The organism is Hymenobacter qilianensis (genome assembly GCF_014638675.1).
Lineage (GTDB): Bacteria > Bacteroidota > Bacteroidia > Cytophagales > Hymenobacteraceae > Hymenobacter > Hymenobacter qilianensis.
On the sequence record NZ_BMFN01000001.1, the window covers coordinates 1,150,760 to 1,171,578 of the forward strand.

Here is a 20,819-nt window from a genome sequence, read left to right on the forward strand (position 1 = left end):
AGATTTGATTCTGACAGCGTTTACTGTGGTTTTGCTCACAAAAAATTTTGTTATAAAGGCTTATTCCTGACCGCTAGCATGGGTCTACTTACCTTTGCACGACTTTTTTCACTCTATCAATTTTCTTGTATTTATAATGAAAGACCTGCTGGCCCAATTTGAAAATAAGCGTCCCGAAATAGTTTTTGAATGGAAGGATGCCGAAACGGAGGCCGAAGGTTGGGTCGTCATTAACTCTCTGCGAGGCGGGGCAGCCGGTGGCGGCACCCGCATGCGCCAAGGCTTAGACAAGCGCGAGGTAGAGAGTTTGGCCAAGACCATGGAAGTAAAGTTCACGGTGTCGGGGCCAGCCATCGGGGGGGCAAAATCGGGCATCAACTTCAACCCGCATGACCCGCGCAAGCGCGGCGTGCTGGAACGCTGGTATAAAGCCGTTATCCCGCTACTCAAAAGTTATTACGGTACCGGCGGCGACCTGAACGTAGACGAAATTCACGATGTGATTCCTATTACCGAGGACTATGGCCTGTGGCACCCGCAGGAGGGCATTGTAAACGGTCATTACCGCGCCACTGAGCCGCAGAAGATTCAGAAGCTGGGGCAGTTGCGCCAAGGGGTAGTTAAGGTGATTGAAGATGCGACATTCACGCCCAGCCTGAGCCGCAAGTACACCGTGGCCGACCTTATCACTGGCTACGGCGTGGCGGAGGCCGTGCGCCACTACTATGAGCTTTGGGGTGGAGAACTAGTGGGTAAGCGCGCCCTCATTCAGGGCTGGGGTAATGTAGGCGCCGCCGCCGCCTACTACTTGGCAAGCCAGGGCGTGCGCATTACGGGCATCATCGACCGGGCCGGCGGCATGCTCAATGAAAATGGGTTTTCGCTGGAAGAAATTCGGCAGTTATTTCTTGACAGAAAAACTAACACGCTTATTGCCAGCGGCTTACTCTCGTTTGAGGAAATAAGCCAGCGCATTTGGTCCTCAGGGGCCGAAATATTTATTCCTGCCGCCTCGTCGCGCCTGGTTACGCGGGATCAGGTAGAGCAAATGCTGGCGGGTGGCCTGGAAGTGATTTCCTGCGGAGCCAATGTACCGTTTCAGGATCCGGAGATCTTCTTTGGACCAACCGGCGAGTATGCCGACCAACACACCTCCATCATTCCCGATTTTATTGCCAACTGCGGGATGGCTCGGGTATTCGCGTACTTGATGGAAACCAACGCCGAAATTACCGACCAAGCCATTTTCGGCGATACGTCACGCGTTATTCGTCGGGCTTTGGAGCGCACTCGCCTGCAGGGCGACGACCGTACGGGGCTGGCTCAGAAGTCGTTTGAGATGGCTCTGCGGGAGCTGGTATAGTTTGTTGATTGTTCTTTAAACAAGGCAATCATATTTTATAACACAATGACTGTCAACGAATTTCTTCAGTACCGCTTCTTTGGCAACAACGTCGGCACTTACCTCGTGTGCGGGGCTATTCTGCTGGTGGGGTATGCTTTCAAAACCTTACTATCGCGCTTTTTGTCGCACTTGCTATTTCGCATTCTGCGCAAGCAAACGGAGGGCGTTAGCGAGAAGCAATTTCAGGCTTTGCTCATCAAGCCTATTGCAGTGGTCGTATTTCTACTCACCGTTTTTCTGGCCTTCAAAGTGCTTGATTATCCGGTTCGCAACTCCGATCTGGATAAAAGTGAGCACTGGTTAGAGCTGATTGTTTTTCGGATATACCAGATTGGCTTCATCACAGCCATTTGCTGGGTCGTTCTGCGGCTCATCGACTTTTTCGTGCTGGTGTTCAGCCGCCGAGCCGAGCTTTTGCCTTCCCGGCTGAATAACCAGCTGATTCCTTTTGCCAAAGATCTGCTGAAGGTGTTTGTGATGATTATTGCCTTTCTGATTATCCTCGGCAAAGGCTTTGGCGTGAACGTGACGGCCCTAATCGGTGGTCTGGGCATTGGTGGCCTGGCAGTGGCTTTTGCGGCCAAGGAAAGCCTCGAAAACCTCATAGCATCTTTCACCATCTTCCTTGACCGGCCCTTCAACGTTGGCGACCTGGTGACGGTAGGTGGCGTAACCGGCACCGTCGAGAAGGTGGGTTTCCGCAGCACGCGGCTGCGCACGGTAGAGAAAAGCTACGTCACAGTTCCTAATAAGTCGATGATTGACAAGCCGTTGGATAACCTGTCTCTGCGCACCGCTCGGCGCGTCAATTTCACGCTCACCATCAGCCACGAAACGACTAGCGACCAGCTTCGCCGCATTATCGCCGATGCCACTGCCACCATCCGGGCGCACCCGCTCACGACCACCGAGGTGCAGTTGCAGTTTACGGCCCTCACTCCTACTGCTAAGGAAGCCGCCGTGCAGTACTTCGTCGAAACGAATAACTACGATGAGTTTCTGGCGGTGAAAGAGGAGTTGAACTACGCTATTGTGGAGGCCGTGGAGCGTCACGGTGGCAAGTTTGCTAATATGCTGGCCACCGCTCAATCGCCCATCGACCGGCTGCATGGCCTCGAATCAGTGGAGCAGCCCATTCTGGGCAAATAACCGTTTTTATTTTAAGACCACAAAAAAGCCCCCCAGAATTAGTCTAGGGGGCTTTTTGTGAAAATATATAACGTTGGCTCTAGCGACCACCGAGCAGGCCGCCGAGTAGGCCACCCATGCTGCCACCACCGCCGAGGAGGCTGCCAAGCCCGCCACCACCGGCGGAGCGCGGTGCTGAGTTAGGACGTCCGCCCAACCCGCCCAGGATAGACGTGAGTGAGCCTAAGCCGCCGCTGCCCACGTGTGAGCCCCGCTGAGGCAGCTGCTGACCGCCACCGCCCATCACGCTACCCAGTAAGCCGCCGCCGAGCAGACCGCCCAACAGGCCGCCCATGCCGCTTCCACCCATGCCGCCCATCAGGCCACCCATGGTGCTACCGCCCATCAGGCCGCCCATACCACCGCTACCCATCATGCCACCACGGTTGCCGCCACCCATTACGCGCGACAGTACCATCGGGGCCACTACGCCCAGCAGGCCACCCATCAGGGCGCCTTTGGGGATGCCGGCGCTTTCGAGCTTATCAGTAATGCCGCCGAAGAAGCTTTGCTTAGCGGGGTCATTAGCATCGTGGGGCACTTTTTCGGCTTGGTCAACTACTTGCTCCAGCGTGTGCTGCTGCTGCTGATTGATGCCGAGGTACGTGGAAATTTTGTTAACCATGGCCTCTTCGTCGTTGGAATAAGCTCCATCGGCGCGGGCAAAGCTGATCAGGTCGGTTACCAGAGAAAAGCGGAGCTCACTGCCTTTTAGTGCGTCCAGGTTCTGTTGCACGGTGCTATTATTAGCATCCTGAGCGGCGCTCACTACCTGCTGAGTGGCAGCGCCAGAAAGACCGGCAGCCTGAGAGAGCTGCTGCAAAAACTCGATTTCGGCGTCTGAAGCTTGGCGGTCAGCTGAGGCTAGGCTGGCGATTACGCTGAGGTAAGCGGTTTTTTCCTGTTCGGAATAGTTCTGTAATACTTGCGTGCTGTTGTCCATAGCGGTTGAGGTTGGGAGGAAAGGAAATACCGTTCTCCTTAACGCACACCACCCGGAAATGTTGATGCTCAACTGTTGCATAAGGCAAGACACTGTATTACAAGCGCTTTTACGGCCTTATGAAAAAGGCTCGAAACCTTAGAAATCGAAATACTCGTCTGGTTGCGGCTGCGCGGGCTTCTTGGGGGGCTTTTTTAGCTCGAATGGCTTGCGCGCCTCAGCAGGCAGCGCGGCCGGGTCGGGAGCAGCGGCCGGATTATTCAGTAAATCACCCAGAGTAGGCCGCGGACCACTGCTGGGGGGCGTTGCGGCGGCCCGGTTGGCCTGCGCCCGCGCCCGATCGTAGCTCACCTTGAAATCGTTCTCGTCTCCCTGAATAGCCAGCAGCAGGTTAGGGCCAGTGGTGCCACTCCCTCCCATCGAAGCCCGATGCAGCAGCCCCGGCAACACCGGAATGGAGAGATGATAATCCATCTGCTGGTCGAAGGTATGGGTACCCGTAACGCGAATAATGGAAGCCGTGCGCACATTGGAGCGAATTTCCATTTCCGGCATGTATACGGTCCGGCTCTGAATATAAAAGTTGTTGGTAAGCTCTGCGAAGCGCAAATGCCGCAGCTGTTCCCGACGCGCTATCATGGAAAGCTTCTGCAACGGCTCGAAGTTATTGAGCTCCCCATTGCGCACCGTTGCTCTTACTTCGGCTTCCATACGGTCGGTGAGGGGCGTAAGGCGGCGGTCGAAATACAGGTCCGACTCACCTGAGGCCGTGAGGCGCCCGCGCAGGTGGCGAGCCGTGATAAACTTCTGGCCAAAGTCCTCAAACACGTAAAATAAGCTGTCGAGGGGCAGCTGCGAGCAGGCCATGGTGGTGTGCACCTTCAGCAGATCGGGCTGGCGCGCATCGATGCTCCCCCTAATACTGGCTTGGCCCCCAGCGGCCGCTACACTCAGCGTGGGCGAGGAAATAACCTGGTCGCGCAGCCGTATCGTGCCATTCAAATTGCGCCCCCGAAACCGCCGAAACTGCACCCGGCTTACGCTAGCCTGCACATCCAACGCCAGATTGGGCGCTACATGAAACTCGTATTCTGACTGCCGGCCATGCTTTTTGCCCTTTGGGGGGCTTTTTTGCAGAGCAGCATCCGCTAATTGGGCACTCAGCAATTGGTCAAAATCCAGCAGCCGCGACTCCACATCAGCCTCCACTAGTAGCTGTTGGCGGGGCAGCAGCAGCCAGCCCAGCGCATTCTTGAACAGACCATTGATTTGAAAGTCAGAACGACCAATCCGGCCTTTAAAATCACTGACGGCCACATCGTTGCGACGTAGAATAAAGTTGCCGCTGAGCCCCGTAAACGGCTGCCCAAAATCGCGTAGACGCAAGCTCACCCCCCGCAGCGTCAGGTCGCCGCTGGATTGCACCGCCGCAGCGGCAGGCTGGGCCCGAAAGGCCCGCAGGTTGCCGTTGAAGCGCATTGCCAAACGCGCATCACCACTGGCCTGACGCACGGCCGCTACCGGATAGAAGCGCAGCGCACGGGCCACGTCAAGGTCCGCCCGCAGGTCGAGCTGAACCGTAGGATCATCGAAGTTATGATAGCGCAAATTGCCCCCCAGCGCCCGCCCGTGCAGCGTGCCGCGCACCTGCCGCAAAGCCAATGTAGAGGTGCGCAGTGAACGCTGGTTTCCATTATCAAAAGTGCCCGTCAGATAAACATGCTCCACGGTTTCGCGGTACTCCGGGTGATAGAAGGAAGCATCGCGGCAGCCAAACTGCACGTCTACTCGCGGATTGCTGTAAGCAGACATCGTTCCGCGCACCGTACCTCGAAAGTACACCTCCCCCCGACTGCGGTAACCGCTCAGGTTGCCCGCAAGGCGCGGCGGCAGCAGCGCCACTACCGATTGTATATCGGTCTGCCGACCTTCCAAGCGTAAATCTAGCTGCGTTTCGCCCCCATACCCTACCGTGCCCGACACACTATACGTAGCGGGCCCAATGTGCAAATCGGAGGGCTGAATGGTAACCCGCCGGCCAGGCCGGTCAATGGCTATCAGCGTTTTGAGGGTCAATTCCTTCTGCCGGAAGTATTTATCCTGACCCAGCTCTATGGCTTCGATGCGCGCCTTCCCGTCGGCTTGAACATCAATCAGCTCATCGGTCACTGAAAGGCCCGCCCGCAAGTCGTGGGCCCGAATAGTATGTCGTTGGCGCCGAGCTACATCGTCATATATTACCAGCACGCGGCGCAGCACGATCCGCTCCAGGTCAAAAGCGAAGGGCTTATCATCAGAAGCATCCGACGAGTCGGAGCGAAACACATCCCAATTCGGTTGACTCTGCGCGTCGTAGCGCACCTGAACCGTTGCGGAGTCCAAGGTCACGGCACGGACGCGGTAGCGGCCGGCTACAAGGTCCCAAATGTCAAACGCGCAGTACAAGCGACGGGCGCGGGCCAACGCCACGGTATCTTGAGGAAAAGAGCCCCCCACCACTACATTTTGCAGCGTTACGGACACTCGCGGGAACTGGTCGATTAACGAAAGGTCAATTTTACCTACTTGCACGGGCGTGCGCAAGTGCCGGTTTGCCTCCCGCACAAACAGCGCAATGATGCGCTCCTCCCCCAGCCAGATTCCCAAAATGCTCCCCAACAGCAGCAAAATGCCCCCCAGCAACGAGTACAGAAAAAACTTTTTTAAGCGAATCAACAACCGAAGTTTTCTGGTAGTGAAACAGTTGAGAGGTTTTCTGGTCTCCCTCACTGAAAATAATATCCCGAAGGTCGCGGTTTTTTTTGCGTATTCGAAAATGACCTGCCATATTTGCCATCCCAAACGGGAACAAAGGGAGATTAGCTCAGCTGGTTCAGAGCATCTGCCTTACAAGCAGAGGGTCACTGGTTCGAACCCAGTATCTCCCACCAAAAGGACAGTCGGTAACGGCTGTCCTTTTTTTGTTTTGCCTTTTTAAGGTCGGGGAGAGATGATCGATTAAACCCGCAAAAAATCAATATTTTTATTCGTTTTAGTGGGATCTTTATAATAAAGTAACCTACCGAGGCGTATAGCGTATTCAGCTTGTCTTTGCAGCTACTACATCGCAGTACAAGCAAAATCATCTCTCCTTACCGTTTTTGAATTATGAAACACTTACTCACCTTTAGCCTTTCCCTATTGTTGGCTGTCACTTTCACTGCTTGTAGCGAAGAGAATGAGCCAGAAGCAACAGATCCGAAGACTACTCTGTTGGTTAATAAAGACTGGCGGGCAACGGCCGATGTTAGTGTAACAACCACTAGTGCCGGCGCTACTACCACCGTTGACAATTATGCGGCATTACAAGCTTGTGGCAAGGATGATTTCATCCGCTTCAACGATAATGGCGAACTGGAGATAAATGAAGGCCCTAGCAAATGCGCTGCCGCTGATCCGCAGTCGGCAAAGGGCAGCTGGAGTTGGAACGCTGACCGCACGGTCATCACCTTTACTGAACCGTGCTTATGCCCTAATTTCCCCTCCACGCTCAGCGGTCCGGCTGATTTAACGTCCTCTACTATGACTGTTAAGCAAACATCGACCAGCAACGGCGCAACGACTGTTCGTACCGTTACTTATGGGTCTATTTAAGGCTACATAACGGTCACAAAAAAGCCCCCCAGAGAACATCTGGGGGGCTTTTTTGTGACCGTTATGTAGCCTTTCAAAAACAAGTGGCTTCATAACTCTTGCATGGTTAGCTATTAACTTGCGCCGCCACAGTAGTCCTGTTTATGCCCGATCTGTTTCGTTTCCGGTTCTTTACGTCGAGCAGCCAATGGATTGTGGGGGGCTTTTTTGCGATACTGCTTGGCCTGGGTCTTTGGCTGCATGATGATTACGGCGTATCGTGGGACGAGCCGAACAACCACCTGAACGGACTGGTGAGTGCCAAGTACCTGGCCCAGCTGGTGGCTCCCGAGTTGGTAGCCCGCCAACCCAGCAGCCACCTGATTCCTGATATCCAGAACTTTGCCGATGCAGATCATGGCGTGGCTTTCGAGCTGCCGTTGGCCCTGCTCAGCTTTGTTTTTACCCACGGCGATTCGCAAGCCTTCTATCGTCTTCGTCACGCTTGCGTCTTTCTCGTTTTCGTGCTTGGGATTTGGGCTCTGTATCAACTGGCGAAGCAACGATTTGAGAGTTGGCGCTGGGGATTGTTGGCTGCACTGCTCCTGGTACTCTCGCCCCGATTCTTTGCTGAAGCATTCTATAATGGCAAGGACATCGTGTATATGGCTCTGTTCACGCTGGCTGTTTATACACTCACGCGCCTGTTGCAGCGCCCTACTCTTGGCCGGGCAGTGGTGCATGGGCTCACTACGGCGCTGGCAGTGGATGTACGCGTGCAGGGCTTGCTGGTGGTGCTCGTTACACTATTAATGCTGAGCCTGGAAGCCCGCTACCGCCCGCGCGTTGAGCGCAGCCACCTGCTGCGGGTGGGCGGAATTTACAGTGTGGCCGCGTTGGTGTTTACGGTGCTCGGGTGGCCCTACTTGTGGGCATTGCCCTGGCAAGAACTTTTAGCGGCTACGCAGCGAATCAGCCAATATCCTTGGGAGGGGCGGGTGGTATACTTTGGGCAAGTATTGCGGGGTACGCAGCTTCCTTGGCATTATATCCCGGTATGGATAATCATCACAACGCCTTTGCCTTACATACTTACTGCCTTAGCCGGAGTGGGTGCCTGGATGTGGGAGATAAGTCAGCGGGGGCGAGCAAGTCTGAGCACGTTTGCCGGGCGCCTCGATCTGCTTTTCATTAGCTGGCTGCTGGTGCCCGTGCTGCTGGTTATCGGATTGCGCCCGGTAGTGTATGATGGCTGGCGGCACTTATACTTCATTTATCCGGCGCTGGTGCTACTAACAGTGCGTGGCGTACATACGCTCGCTACAGTGGCGCGGCAGCGGCCCCCATGGCGTCCGGTAGCTATAAGTGCTATTCTGCTTGTTGGGGGTGGAATGATACACGCGGCCTGGCGCATAGCCCGCGACCACCCGCACCAGCAGACGTATTTCAGTATTTTGCCCCCCAGCTTTGCCCAGCGCAACTTCGACCTCGACTACTGGGGCCTCTCCTACCGCCAAGGGCTTGAGTGGGTGCTTGCTCACGACCTGGCACCCACAATCAGCGTGTACTCGCCCTGGCCCAGTGGCCACCTGGTTTATACAAACTCGCTAATTTTGCCCCCCACCGACCGAGCCCGCTTACGCTTTACGAACCACCCAAACGCCGATTATATCCTCACTAATTACCGTTATCGGACGCAGCCCTTCCCCGACACTACCGGGCGGGAAGTGCATACTATTCGGGTTAATGGTGTGCGCATCCTGTCTGTTTTTCAACGCTCCGGCAAGTAAGCGGGGTGGTTGCGCTTCGGCGATTTAACCTTTCTATACTATACCGCTCGCCTGCTTGGTGTCGTTTCATAATTCGTGATGTCACTGCTTGAAGTTTCTACTGCCCGGCACCGGCGGCAATTCCTGGAGCTGCCTGCCCGTATCTACCGAAACCATCCCAACTGGATTTCGCCTATAGACAACGATATTGAGGCCGCATTCGACCCACGGCGCAATCCCAACTTTCAGCATGGCACCGCCACCCGCTGGGTTCTGACCGATGCGCAAGGCTCGGCTATTGGCCGCATCGCTGCCTTTGTGAATGAGCTTACCGCGCACGCCGACACTACCTTAGCAACCGGGGGAATCGGCTTTTTTGAGTGTATTAATGATCAGGCCGCAGCCAACCAGCTATTCAGCATTGCCCAGGAATGGCTGATGGCACGGGGAATGGAAGCGATGGATGGGCCGATTAACTTCGGGGAGCGCGACCGGTTTTGGGGCTTGCTGGTTTCGGGCTTCACGGAGCCCAACTATGGGATGTTTTATCATCCGCCTTACTATCAGCAGCTTTTTGAGCACTACGGCTTTCAGGTATATTTCAAGCAGTACACCTGCCATCGGGAAGTAGCTGAGCCTCTGCACCCAAGCTTTGCACGCACCGCCGAGCGCTACGCACAGGAAGAGCCGGACTACACATTTGCTCACTCCGCGGGCCGTTCCGCCGACCAGATGGCCAGGGATTTTCACCACGTGTACAACCTGGCGTGGGCCAATCATTCGGGCATCAACCCGATGACGCTGGACAAAGCACACCAGCTAGTGCGCCAAATGCGGCCTGTAATGGATACGCGCCTGCTTTGGTTTGCCTATCACGAGGGTGAGCCCGTGGCTTTTTTTGTGAGCCTGCCCGAGCTGAACCAGATTTTTAAGCACGTGGGGCCACGGCTAAATCTGGGGGGCAAAATTCGGTTTGTGTGGGAGAAGTGGCGCTACGAACGCCGGCAGCCGCGCAAGATGTTTGGGGTTATCTTTGGGGTTGTGCCTGCTCACCAAGGCAAGGGCGTCGAGTCGGCGATGCTGGTACATGCTCAGGAGGCACTTGTAGCGGCCGGGTACACCGAGATTGAGATGAACTGGATCGGCGACTTTAACCCCCGCATGTTGGCTCTTACCCGCGCCATTGGGGCCCGCATTTCCAAAACGCACGTTACGTACCGCAAGCTTTTCGACCCGACCCGGCGCTTCGAGCGCAGCGCGATAATCAGGTAGCAGAGCGCTAAGCCTGCTGTCGAAACAGCGTATCGAGCGCCAACACCTGCGGTATAAGCAGATGCTGATCATCATTATGCACGACGTAATCGGCGCGCTGCACCTTTTCTTCCTCGCTCATTTGCTTGCCGACAATAGCCAGAATATCCGCAGCCGTGCGGTGGGGGTCGCGGCGTAATACCCGGGCCTGCCGCACGGTCTGGGGGGCAAAAACCGTGATGATACGGTCGAGCTGCCGATACGCGCCCGACTCAAAAAGCAAGGCCGCTTCCTTCAGCGAGTATACGTGCCCCGCCTGCTGCTGCGCCGCGGCCCAGGTTTCAAAGTCGCGGCCCACGTGCGGATGCACTAGGGCGTTGAGCAGAGCTAGCTGTGTGGGGTCGGAGAAGGCGACGCGGGCCAGATAAGGCCTGTCCAGCTGGCCCGCGTCGCTAAACGTCTGGGGGCCAAATGTGGCTACTAGCTCTGCCCGCAGACTCAAGTCATTGGCCATGATCCATTTGGCCCGATAGTCGGAATCGTAAACCGGCGCGCCCAGCAGCTGAAATAACCGGCATACTATACTTTTCCCCGATCCAATACCACCAGTAATCCCAATCCGCAGCATACTCATTGAACCCGTGAAACCCGCACGGCGGGCGTTTTGATAAGGGTACCACGGGCTAATGCAGGGGCTTGTACAAGCATGGGTTCCAGGCTGGAATCGGGGGCAGTTAACTTGCGGTAGTTCAGCATTACACGCAGTTCCTGCAGGTTTAAGCGAGCAGTGTCTTCTGGGAAGCACTGCACTTCCACGGTTATGGTAGCGGGGGAAAACCCAAACTTCTCTCCCACCGGAAAATTGTTCAGCTCAGGCACCACCTGCACAGGCACCGTTAGCAGGGGGCGCGGCTGCAGCCGCACCTGAATTTCCTGCACATTCGTTTCAACTGAGGCTGGGCCACCGATGGGCACTATAATAGCGCCGTCGCTGCTACCGGCTGGCGCTTTGGGCAGGTGCACGGGGTAAGGGCTGGCCAGTCGATTTACGGTGCGGGCTGGGCCTCTGAATGCGATACTTTCGGGCACAAAGCGCGCGGCGTAGGGCAAAGCGGAGCCATCAATATCCGGGCTGAGTCCCAGCGGCAGGCGGCGCGTGATCAGCTGATCAAACTCGACCCAGAGCGTATCGGTCAGAATATAATTGAACTGCATTCCTTCCATCGCAGCCTGTAGCGCGGGCCGCAACGACCTGCCCGTAACAAAGCGAGTAGCCGTAGGCACACGGCTGATGGGCACCTCCGCCGGCTTCACGTCCAGCATGAGGCTTTTGCGCAACAGCTTCCACCCACGCCCCGTCACGTTTACAGCTACTTCGCTGGGCAGTGGTTGCACTGGTATGTAGCGCGTTGTGTCGTAGCGCCAGGTCAGGGGGTAAGTAATGCGGGTAGAATAGGTCTTGTTCAGCGCATTCAGCAGCCAAAACGTGGAAGCTGCCATAAAACAAACCGTAACTGCCCGCCAGTAGCTGCTCTCCTGCCCGTAAAACGGGCTGGTGAACCAGCGAACCAGACGGGCAGCACGAGTGAGCGGCAAAGCGGTATAGTTAAGGCAATTATGGCGTTGTTACGGGTGCCTTGGCGGCTGGAGTTACCTCCCGCGCAATAGCACTACGGTCAAACTTGAGGCGGGTGCCCCGGTCTACTTCTACAATTACCGACTCTTCGTGCACATCCACGACTTTGCCGTGCAGGCCCCCAATGGTAACTACCGTAGCGCCTTTGGTCAGCGACTCGCGGAATTTACGAGCCGTAGCGGCCCGCTTCTGCTGCGGCCGGATCATGAAGAAATAAACCACAGCAGCAATAGCCACCGGAAACAGAAACTGGGTAATGCCCCCCGCCGGGGCTTGCAATAAAAGCGTGAGGAACATTGGAGAGGTGTTGGGTTAAGGAGAAAACGCCGAAGCCACCAAGTAGCCGGCTGCGCACGAGTCAGCAAAAATAACAAGAGCGGCTTGTGGGCCGCCCTTGCTTACCGTTTTATTGAGCTAACGGACCGTTTTGGCCGTCAGGCAGGATGTTGGTACGAATTGCAATCTGGGTGATTGTGGGCTGCGTATTGGCCCGAATAGATACTTGCTTGTTCTGGAGGCCGGTTTTGCCCTGGCTATCAAACTGCACATCAATGGTGCCTTTGCCGCCGGGAGCAATAGGCTCCTTGGTCCAGTTGGGAGTGGTGCAACCGCAGGAAGCCGTTGCATTTTCAATTAGCAGGGGGCTTTTTCCAGTGTTGGTGAACGTAAAGGTGTGCTTTACTACCTCACCCGGCTTGATGTCGCCGAAGTTGTGTTCGGTTTCAGCGAAGGTCATCACCGGTGCATTCGGGTTGGGCGCTTCCGTTTCGCTGGCCACGTTGGGGTTGTCAACTACTGGGCTGGCCGTTACATCGGCAGCGGTGGCGGCGGCGTTCATACCAGCGGTGCCTACATCAGCGGACTTGTCATTGTTGCAAGCGCCCAGCAACACGGCAAAGGCGAATAAGGAAGGAATCAGGGTACGTTTCATGGAGATTGTTAGCAGACCGTCTTATTTGGACAGCCTAAGTTCTTCGTTTTCAATCAAAAAAACTAAAACAGGTGAATGCGGTGCTGGGTTCCGGCACTTAGCATCCAATTGATCCTGTTAAGGCGCGCAAAATTAGGCGCCGGGGGGCTTTTTTCTACTTCAAGTTATCAATTACCGCTTGGGCAAACTCACTGGTTGAGGCTTTGCCCCCCAGGTCGCCGGTGCATTTTTCCTTTTGTAGCAAAGTAGCATCCAGAGCGGCTTCGATGCGGTCGGCATTGGTGTGCTCGCCGAGGTGGTGAAGCATCATCAAAGCGGAGCGAAGCAGAGCCGTAGGGTTGGCTTTGCCCTGGCCAGCAATGTCTGGCGCGGAGCCGTGCACTGCTTCAAATATGGCCATATCGTCACCGATATTGGCACCAGCTACTACGCCCAGGCCACCTACAAGGCCAGCACAAAGGTCAGACAGGATATCACCGAAAAGATTGGTAGTCACGATAACATCAAACTGCTCCGGCTTATTAACCAGCTGCATGCACATGTTATCAATAATCTTGTCCTCAAACTGAATGTGCGGAAACTCCGCCGCTGCCTCTTTGCAGGCGTTGAGCATCAGCGTACCCGCCATCTTTATAATGTTGGCCTTGTGAGCCAGCGTCACCTTCTTGCGGTTGTGCTTGGCAGCATAAGCAAAAGCCGCACGGCAGATTTTGCGCGAACCCGCTACCGTGATGCGATTCGTAGAGTCGGCAATGCCCAGCCGCTCATCCCAGGTTTCCAGGCCCGAGTACAAGCCCTCGGTATTTTCACGAAACAGCACCAAGTCAATTCCTTCATAACGCGTCACGATCCCGGCGTTGGTCTTGGCAGGGCGCACATTCTGGTAGAGGTCGTACTTCTGGCGCAACGATACGTTGATGCTGCGGAAGCCTTTGCCTACGGGCGTAGTGATGGGGCCTTTCAAAGCCACGCGGTTTTTCTCCAATGAATTCAGCAACGCCTGAGGAATAAGCTCGCCCGACTGGTCGAAAGTCGTTTGGCCGGCGTTCTGCTCTTCCCACTGCACGGGCACCTGGGCAGCACTGAAAATATCCGTAACGGCCTTCGTGATTTCGGGCCCGATGCCGTCTCCGGGAATAAGGGTGATTGTGTGCATTAAAGCTGATTGATAAATGGTTAAATGGCTAAATGGCTAAATGACGGAAGGTTAAATGGCTGACCGTTCAATCATTACGAACGATCAGCCATTTAACCTTCCGTCATTTAGCCATTCCAAAATTAAACCGTCTTACGGGAATTGATTTGGTTGATGAGCTGGTCAACGTCACCGAGCAGCTGCTCGGCTTTGTCTTTGGCTTCGCGGATTACTTTCTGGCCTTCTGACTTGGCTGACGAAGGACCGGCATCTACCCGGCTCGTCACTAAGCTTTCGGTAAGATCAGCTAGCACCTCGCGGTACTTTTCGAGCTGATAACTAAGCCAGCTGCGGGTTTCGCGGCCTTTTTCAGGCGCGTACAGCAGACCCAAAACGGCTCCGGTAAGGGCACCGCCCGCGAAGCACACAAGGCCGGTAGTGGTTTTGCTACCCATATTTTTTAGAGAAGTGAGTACAAACAGATGTGAGATGAGATGCTAATTAGTAATGAGTACGCAAAGACGCAAAATGGGATATATAGTCCGGCCCGCGGGGGGCAAAATTCCGGCTTTCTATTCTTTCTACGCAGGTTTACTCCCTACTGATTGTCGAGCAAGCCGCGGCCCGACTTACGGATAGCACCGCTAGCCGTCAAATCCTGAGCCAGCTTGTCCAGAATACCATTGATGAACTGCTTGCTTTTGGGCGTGCTGTACATCTTGCTGATTTCGATGTATTCGTTGATGGTCACTTTCACCGGAATGCTGCGGAAAAGGTGCATTTCGCAGAGGGCCATTTTCAGCACAATCTTGTCGAGCTGCGCCACGCGCTCCACGTCCCAGTTCTGCACCGATTCGGCAATCAGCTTTTCGTAGCGCTCATCGTCGGCGAGCGTCTGCTGATACAGGCTTTGCGCAAACTCCTTGTCCTCGGCCCAGTTGGCTGAAAGCGCCATAAGCTCCAGGTTTTCGTCGGCGGCCTCGTCCAGCATTTTCACCGTTTTGACCACCAGGTTTTTGACCACCGAGCGGTTTTCCTCCCAATTCAGGTCAGCCTCATCCAGCTGGGTAGCCAGTGCGCCTTCCTTGAACACGAAGGTCTTATAGAAATGCTTCAGCGCTTCCTGGTCTTCGGCATAATTGCCCCCCGGCGCGGCCAGATACGCCTGAAAATCAGCATCCTGCTTTATTTCCTGGCGCCAAGCCGTGCGTAGCGCTTCCATTTCCTGCTCGCCGTTCCACTGCAGCTTGCGCCGAATGGTGAGGTCCTGCAGCTGCTTGTTGCCCACGAGCTTTTCCAGCACCTGGTTTTGCTCAAAGCGAGTAGTGTCGAGCAGGGCTTCCTTGGACGGTGTAAACCGCCGTGCTTCCCGGTCGCGCTCGTCTTCCATCACCCGCAGCAAAGCCGTGGGCAGGTTCAGCAGATGAATGTACTGGTCGTGAATGCTTTCCGCGGCGTGCAGCATTTGGCCCTCAAAGAAGGTTCCTTCTTTCTTCACCTGCTTTTCGTAGAAGCTGATGGCATCGGCTACGGCTTCATTCACAGCCGCATCTTCGGTTTTTTCCGGCGTTTCCTTGGTCTTGTGCCACTCTTTAAAAATAACCTCCGCCAGCTTGCGCTGGCCCTGCAGCACCTTGCGGTCCTGCGGTTCGGGGGAAGTGAGGTCGGGGGCAAATTCCTCGGCAATGCGGTCATTGGCCAGCAGAAAATCTGACCCTACTGCCTGATGGTAAGCGTATAGGGCCTGCATAACCTTGATGCGAAGCGAGCGACGATTGAGCATTCTGGTGTGGTGTCTGTTACGAGATGTGAGTTGCCTGTTTGCCGAGAAGCATTTCTGCTAGCTGTCAAAAGGCAACTCACAACGCGCAACACAATTAATAAGTTGATTTTACCTTGCCTAATGCAGCAATACGCTGCTCAGCTTGGCGAATGGCGGCTTTCTGGGGGTGAGTTCCCTCCTGTTCAGCCTTGTTAAGCACTTCCGTAGTGAAGTCGTAAATTTTTTCGGTTTGGCTGAGGGCCGACTTGCGGCTACCACCAATTACCTCGGAGTAAACGTTAATTAGCCCCCCAGCATTGATGAGGAAGTCGGGCGCGTAAATGATACCGCGCTCTACCAACGCTGGACCGTGCACGTTCTCGTCCTGCAGCTGATTGTTGGCGCAGCCCGCAATTACGCGGCACTTCAGGCGGTCAATCGTATCATTATTGATGGTCGCACCCAGCGCGCACGGCGAATAAATGTCAACCTCTTGGTCGTATATCTCATCGAGGCCTACGGCTACGGCATTGTACTTAGCGGCCATTTCCAGCTTGCGGTCCTCGTAGTAGTCGGTCAGCACAATTTTGGCGCCCTCCTTAATGAGGTGCTCCAATAAATAGCCCCCCACGTGGCCCACGCCTTGTACCGCGATGCGCTTGCCGGCCAGGCTATCAGAACCGAAGGCCTTCTTAGCAGCAGCTTTCATTCCCATATAGGTACCAAAAGCAGTCACGGGCGAGGGGTCGCCGGAGCCGCCCATGCTCTCGGGCAGGCCAGCTACGTGCTTGGTTTCCATGCGGATATACTGCATATCCTTAGTCGTCATCCCTACGTCTTCGGCCGTGATGTACTTGCCGTTGAGATTCTTCACGAAGCGACCAAACTTGCGCAGCAGGGCTTCGGTTTTTTGCGTTTTGGCGTCGCCGATAATGACTGCCTTGCCGCCGCCCAAGTTCAGGCCCGAAATGGCAGCTTTATAAGTCATACCGCGCGATAAGCGCAGCACGTCGTTTAGAGCATCGGCGTCGGAGGCGTACTCCCACATGCGGGTACCGCCCAGGGCGGGGCCCAGCACCGTGTTATGAATACCGATAATAGCCTTGAGGCCAGTTTCGTGGTCGTGGCAGAATACGACCTGTTCGTGTTGATGCTCGGCAATCTGACCGAAGACCGAGGTATCGGTCAACTCCTGGATTTCAACCATGCGGGACAAAAATTAAAAATGGGTGGGTGGGAAGGTAAAATGGGTGGAAAGCGGTTGTTGTATCTTTGAAGGCGAACGGAAGCTCCCGTGTAGTGAATCGTTGTGGTCGTAACTAACGTTAGACGTACGGCGAATTACTGAGCTGGCGCTTGGTATTAGCCCTCAATTTGGGGGCAAAAGTAACCCGTTTTTCTGATTTTGCCCCCCAGCCGTCGGGCTTACACCGCTGAGCGGCTCCCTTCGCTTACCCTTTCCAACCCCTCGACCTGTGCGCGCTCTTGCCTCTACCAATAAGTATTTATACCGCTATAAATGGCATTTCCTGGGCGGCGTTCTGTTCGTGGCGCTCTCCACGCTGCTGGCAATCTTCCCGGCCCAAATCGTGCGCTACGCCTTCGATCTGGTGAATGAAGGCATCGACTTATACCACCTGTTTGCCGGTACGCGGGCGCAAAGTGGCGTGTATGAGTTGTTTGGGCGCAACGTGCTGCTCTACGGTCTGCTCATTGTGATTATGGCCTTGCTGCGGGGCATTTTTCTGTTCTTCATGCGCCAGACGCTCATTGTGATGTCGCGGCGGGTGGAGAACGACCAGAAGAACGAGATTTTCCAGCATTATCAGTCGCTGCCGCTGAGCTTCTATCGGCGCCATAATACCGGCGACCTGATGTCGCGCATCTCCGAGGACGTGGGCCGTGTGCGCATGTACATTGGGCCGGCGCTTATGTACTTTATGCAGCTCGTGATTCTGTTTGTGCTCATCATCCCGCTGATGCTGATGGTGAACGTGAAGCTGACGATTTATACGCTCCTGCCGCTGCCCATTTTGTCGGTCAGCATTTTCTACGTCAACAATCTGATTGAGCGCAAGTCCGACGAGATTCAACGCTCGCTGTCCAGCATGACCACTTTTGTGCAGGAAGCTTTTTCGGGCATTCGGGTGCTGAAGTCGTTTGTACGCGAAGAAGACTCGCACCAGCAGTTTACGGTAGCCAGCGACAATTACCGCGAGAAAACGCTGAGTCTGAACTTCGTGAATTCCCTGTTTTTCCCGCTGATTCTTTTCCTGGTGGGCTTAAGCACGATTATCACGGTCTGGATTGGCGGCCAGGAAGTGATTCGGGGCACGATTACGACGGGCAGTATTGCTGAATTTCTGATTTATGTAAACCTGCTTACCTGGCCTGTTACGGCTCTGGGCTGGACCAGCAGCCTTGTGCAACGGGCCGAAGCGTCGCAGGCGCGCATCAACGAATTTATGAATCAGAAGACGGATATCATCTCCCGCCAGAACGTAGAGCGCGACATTCAGGGCGATATTGTATTTGACAACGTGTCGTTTACGTATCCCGATACTGGTATTCAGGCGCTTAAAAACGTGAGCTTCCGCATTCGGCCCGGCCAGACCTTGGCGGTTATCGGCAATACGGGCTCGGGCAAAAGCACCATAGCCGCCCTGCTCTGTCGCCTCTACGACGTCACCGACGGCAGCATTCTGGTAGATAACACCGACGTCCGCGACTACGCCCTCACCTCACTACGGGAGCAAATCGGTTACGTACCCCAGGATGTTTTTCTGTTCTCTGACTCCATCCGCAACAACATCAACTTCGGCCTCGAAAACCCGACGGAAGAAAAAATGCTGCAAGCGGCCAAAGACGCCAACGTGTACGAGAACATCGTGCAGTTTCCGCTGGGCTTCGATACGAAGCTCGGTGAGCGCGGGATTACGCTTTCTGGGGGGCAAAAACAGCGCGTCAGCATTGCCCGCGCCTTGGTGAAGGAGCCCAAAATCCTTATTCTGGACGATTCGCTTTCGGCCGTTGATACGAACACGGAGAACGCCATTCTGGGTAGCCTGCAACGCATTATGGCCAACCGTACCAGCCTGATTATCTCCCACCGGGTATCATCCGTGAAGCTGGCCGACGAGATTCTGGTGCTTGATGACGGCCAGATTGTGCAGCACGGCACGCACGCCGCCCTGATGGCAGACGCCAATGGCCTCTACCGCGCCCTCTACGAGCGGCAGTTGCAGACGGAAGAAGTGTAAGGCTGGCGCTACTAGACAAAAAAGCCCCCCAGACGACTCTGGGGGGCTTTTTTGTTGGCTGGTGCTATTACTGACCGAGCATTACCCTGCGCATGCCTTTTCGTTCGCCGGCGGTGCATTGCACAATGTAGTAGCCGGCGGGTAAGCGGCTGACGTCGAGGGCAGTGGGCTTATTACCTACCATCATATTGCGGGTCAGCACGGGGCGGCCTTCCCCGTCGTTTATTTCTACCCGGGTAGGGCCTGCGGCGTCAGTGCGCACTATCAGGCTCTTGGTCAGCGGGTTATTATCCAGGCTCACTTTAAGTGCTCCGGAAGTGGAAGCCGGGGCATCCATCTTATCAGATATCAGGGAGGGCGCACCAGCAGGCACGGCAGCATCAGCAGGCTTCTCAACGGCGGCCGACGCGGTTGGCGCAGGTGTAGCGGGCTTCGCAGCGGGTTTCGTTTGGGCTTGGGTGGGCAGCGTTAGCAAAAAGACCATTCCAAAGCCCAGCAATACAGTAAAGTTTTTCATATGCATTCGAAACGAAAGGGACAAAGCCAATATCCTGTAAAAGTATAATGCAGTTGGTATTCTTCTATTCTAATTTTCCTCTTTACAACTGCATTCTATTCAGCCTCAACTGATAAGTAGGCGCTAACCCATTTGCGGAGAAACGCCTTCTTCCTTTCATCAAACTTTTCGATTTGGGTTTGGGAAACGCTTGGGCATTTTATCAGTTTGGGCCACAAATTTTATCCTTCCGAAGATTGTGCCAAACCCAAATCGTCTCTTATCTTTGCGACTCGATTCCATCGGGGTGTAGCGTAGCCTGGTATCGCGCCAGCATGGGGTGCTGGAGGTCGTAGGTTCGAATCCTGCCACTCCGACAAAAACAGTTCACTGTTAAAAAAAAGCCTTCGAATTTCGATTCGGAGGCTTTTTTTGGGCCGTATAAGTAAGGTCCGGTGCCGCACGCGGTACCATTCTCGGGGTGTAGCGCAGCCCGGTAGCGCGCGTCGTTCGGGACGACGAGGCCGTAGGTTCGAATCCTGCCACCCCGACTTAATCGAAGACTATAAAAAAGCCCCCCAGAGACTATCTGGGGGGCTTTTTATGCATTATACTTTATTTCATATTCTCTATACAAAATGCAGCGTTGGTTGCGTTCTTTGCCAGCTTGGTATCCACTCACCTTATCCCTTTACTTCCTTTTCACTATCTGTATGAAGAAGAATCTTTTTCTGCCATTATTCTTATCTCTAGTTTTTTCAACAGCTCAGGCCCAAATCAGCAAGGGTACTACCCTAGTTGGGGGAAGCGTTGGATATAGCCAGTCTAATTCTGAAAACAAATATGTCGGATCTGCTACCTCTGCAGGGCAAAGCACTACAGAATTCACCTCCCGCAATCTGAATTTAAACCCAAACGTGGGTTACTTTTTAGCTGAGAACCTTGCCGTAGGTTTATCCTTTGGTTTTGGATCTGGTAAAGAAACCGGCCCTTATTACTCTCCGGCTCCCGACGAAGCAGTTAAGCGAACAACAAAAACGACTTCTTTTAGTGGCGCACCTTTTCTGCGCTATTATTATCTGCCAGCTGAGAATTTTGGATTCTATGGCCAACTCTCAGCTGGACTGTCTCGTCAAACAACGACTACCAAGTTTGATTTTCCGGGCTATTCTTCACCTAGAAATCAAACCAATGGAGCTTTTGTAAGCATTACTCCAGCATTCGTTTTCTTCCCCATTAATAAACTCGGTTTAGAATTGACTGCGGGTAGCCTTGGCTACACTCGCACTCATATTAAGCCTAAAGATTTGCAGACTGGTCAGAATGATACTGAGGCTAAAATTTCGGGCTTCGCCGCAAATTTTGGTTTGAGCAATCTCACACTGGGAGCTTCCTATTACATCGGCCGCCAGTAATCACGACTGCTTATCA

Annotated in this window: 18 protein-coding genes and 3 tRNA genes; 10 read left to right on the plus strand and 11 right to left on the minus strand. The window is 54.5% G+C overall.

Going from position 1 to position 20,819, the window contains the following annotated elements; translation table 11 throughout:
- The first annotated feature begins 136 nt into the window (after nucleotides 1-136).
- Together IEW06_RS04875 and IEW06_RS04880 are read left to right on the plus strand one after the other, a co-directional pair.
- Nucleotides 137-1,363, plus strand: coding sequence for a Glu/Leu/Phe/Val dehydrogenase dimerization domain-containing protein (locus IEW06_RS04875; RefSeq protein WP_188547580.1), 1,227 nt, complete (start codon nucleotides 137-139; stop codon nucleotides 1,361-1,363).
- 45 nt (nucleotides 1,364-1,408) lie between these two features.
- The gene (locus IEW06_RS04880) at nucleotides 1,409-2,554 is read left to right on the plus strand and encodes a mechanosensitive ion channel family protein (protein WP_187733644.1); all 1,146 of its coding nucleotides are present in this window, start codon (nucleotides 1,409-1,411) and stop codon (nucleotides 2,552-2,554) included.
- Nucleotides 2,555-2,633: 79 nt separating this feature from the next.
- Here the strand turns inward: IEW06_RS04880 and IEW06_RS04885 are convergent, their stop codons facing one another.
- Both IEW06_RS04885 and IEW06_RS04890 read right to left on the minus strand, forming a co-directional pair.
- Nucleotides 2,634-3,536: a TerB family tellurite resistance protein gene (locus IEW06_RS04885; RefSeq protein ID WP_187733643.1), complete on the minus strand. Its 903-nt coding sequence runs from the start codon at nucleotides 3,534-3,536 to the stop codon at nucleotides 2,634-2,636.
- Nucleotides 3,537-3,674: 138 nt separating this feature from the next.
- Complete coding sequence (locus tag IEW06_RS04890) at nucleotides 3,675-6,251, minus strand: AsmA-like C-terminal region-containing protein (RefSeq protein WP_188547582.1); 2,577 nt, start codon at nucleotides 6,249-6,251, stop codon at nucleotides 3,675-3,677.
- A 137-nt stretch (nucleotides 6,252-6,388) separates the two neighbouring features.
- On the opposite strand from IEW06_RS04890, the gene IEW06_RS04895 reads away from it, so the two are divergent.
- The 4 genes from IEW06_RS04895 (at nucleotide 6,389) to IEW06_RS04910 (ending at nucleotide 10,189) form a co-directional block, all read left to right on the plus strand.
- Nucleotides 6,389-6,466: transfer RNA gene (locus IEW06_RS04895), tRNA-Val, on the plus strand.
- Between the two features lie 217 nt (nucleotides 6,467-6,683).
- Nucleotides 6,684-7,169 carry a hypothetical protein gene (locus IEW06_RS04900; protein WP_187733640.1) on the plus strand — a complete coding sequence of 162 codons (486 nt, stop codon included), beginning with the start codon at nucleotides 6,684-6,686 and terminating at the stop codon, nucleotides 7,167-7,169.
- 143 nt (nucleotides 7,170-7,312) lie between these two features.
- On the plus strand, nucleotides 7,313-8,938 hold the full coding sequence (locus IEW06_RS04905) for a glycosyltransferase family 39 protein (RefSeq protein WP_188547584.1): 1,626 nt from the start codon (nucleotides 7,313-7,315) through the stop codon (nucleotides 8,936-8,938).
- Between the two features lie 78 nt (nucleotides 8,939-9,016).
- The gene (locus IEW06_RS04910; protein ID WP_187733637.1) at nucleotides 9,017-10,189 is read left to right on the plus strand and encodes a GNAT family N-acetyltransferase; all 1,173 of its coding nucleotides are present in this window, start codon (nucleotides 9,017-9,019) and stop codon (nucleotides 10,187-10,189) included.
- 7 nt (nucleotides 10,190-10,196) lie between these two features.
- Here the strand turns inward: IEW06_RS04910 and coaE are convergent, their stop codons facing one another.
- The 8 genes from coaE to IEW06_RS04950 form a co-directional block, all read right to left on the minus strand.
- On the minus strand, nucleotides 10,197-10,802 hold the full coding sequence (gene coaE, locus IEW06_RS04915) for a dephospho-CoA kinase (protein WP_308421989.1): 606 nt from the start codon (nucleotides 10,800-10,802) through the stop codon (nucleotides 10,197-10,199).
- Nucleotides 10,799-11,764, minus strand: a complete 966-nt coding sequence (locus tag IEW06_RS04920; protein WP_187733635.1) for a YbbR-like domain-containing protein — start codon at nucleotides 11,762-11,764, stop codon at nucleotides 10,799-10,801. Before IEW06_RS04920 ends, coaE begins: the two co-directional genes overlap by 4 nt.
- Nucleotides 11,765-11,783: 19 nt before the next feature.
- Nucleotides 11,784-12,101 (minus strand): preprotein translocase subunit YajC, encoded by a 318-nt coding sequence (gene yajC, locus IEW06_RS04925; RefSeq protein WP_187733634.1) that lies wholly within the window; start codon nucleotides 12,099-12,101, stop codon nucleotides 11,784-11,786.
- Between the two features lie 109 nt (nucleotides 12,102-12,210).
- The gene (locus IEW06_RS04930; RefSeq protein ID WP_187733633.1) at nucleotides 12,211-12,735 is read right to left on the minus strand and encodes a DUF1573 domain-containing protein; all 525 of its coding nucleotides are present in this window, start codon (nucleotides 12,733-12,735) and stop codon (nucleotides 12,211-12,213) included.
- Nucleotides 12,736-12,889: 154 nt separating this feature from the next.
- Nucleotides 12,890-13,891 carry an isocitrate/isopropylmalate dehydrogenase family protein gene (locus tag IEW06_RS04935; RefSeq protein ID WP_187733632.1) on the minus strand — a complete coding sequence of 334 codons (1,002 nt, stop codon included), beginning with the start codon at nucleotides 13,889-13,891 and terminating at the stop codon, nucleotides 12,890-12,892.
- Between the two features lie 122 nt (nucleotides 13,892-14,013).
- Entirely contained in the window at nucleotides 14,014-14,325 is a 312-nt protein-coding gene (locus tag IEW06_RS04940; RefSeq protein WP_187733631.1) for a YtxH domain-containing protein, read from the minus strand.
- A gap of 143 nt (nucleotides 14,326-14,468) precedes the next feature.
- Nucleotides 14,469-15,653: a transcription antitermination factor NusB gene (gene nusB / locus IEW06_RS04945; protein ID WP_187733630.1), complete on the minus strand. Its 1,185-nt coding sequence runs from the start codon at nucleotides 15,651-15,653 to the stop codon at nucleotides 14,469-14,471.
- Nucleotides 15,654-15,747: 94 nt separating this feature from the next.
- Nucleotides 15,748-16,839: a Glu/Leu/Phe/Val dehydrogenase dimerization domain-containing protein gene (locus tag IEW06_RS04950; RefSeq protein WP_188547586.1), complete on the minus strand. Its 1,092-nt coding sequence runs from the start codon at nucleotides 16,837-16,839 to the stop codon at nucleotides 15,748-15,750.
- Between the two features lie 268 nt (nucleotides 16,840-17,107).
- Here IEW06_RS04950 and IEW06_RS04955 point away from each other — a divergent pair, with 268 nt between their 5' ends.
- Nucleotides 17,108-18,892 (plus strand): ABC transporter ATP-binding protein, encoded by a 1,785-nt coding sequence (locus tag IEW06_RS04955; RefSeq protein WP_187733629.1) that lies wholly within the window; start codon nucleotides 17,108-17,110, stop codon nucleotides 18,890-18,892.
- 67 nt (nucleotides 18,893-18,959) lie between these two features.
- Here IEW06_RS04955 and IEW06_RS04960 read toward each other — a convergent pair whose 3' ends face one another.
- Nucleotides 18,960-19,409 carry a T9SS type A sorting domain-containing protein gene (locus IEW06_RS04960; protein ID WP_187733628.1) on the minus strand — a complete coding sequence of 150 codons (450 nt, stop codon included), beginning with the start codon at nucleotides 19,407-19,409 and terminating at the stop codon, nucleotides 18,960-18,962.
- A gap of 282 nt (nucleotides 19,410-19,691) precedes the next feature.
- On the opposite strand from IEW06_RS04960, the gene IEW06_RS04965 reads away from it, so the two are divergent.
- The 3 genes from IEW06_RS04965 (at nucleotide 19,692) to IEW06_RS04975 (ending at nucleotide 20,803) form a co-directional block, all read left to right on the plus strand.
- Nucleotides 19,692-19,765 (plus strand) — tRNA-Pro (locus IEW06_RS04965).
- 100 nt (nucleotides 19,766-19,865) lie between these two features.
- A tRNA-Pro gene (locus tag IEW06_RS04970) sits at nucleotides 19,866-19,939 on the plus strand.
- A gap of 162 nt (nucleotides 19,940-20,101) precedes the next feature.
- A complete protein-coding gene (locus IEW06_RS04975; RefSeq protein ID WP_187733627.1) occupies nucleotides 20,102-20,803 on the plus strand; it encodes a porin family protein in 702 nt (233 codons plus the stop codon).
- The last annotated feature ends 16 nt before the right edge of the window (nucleotides 20,804-20,819 follow it).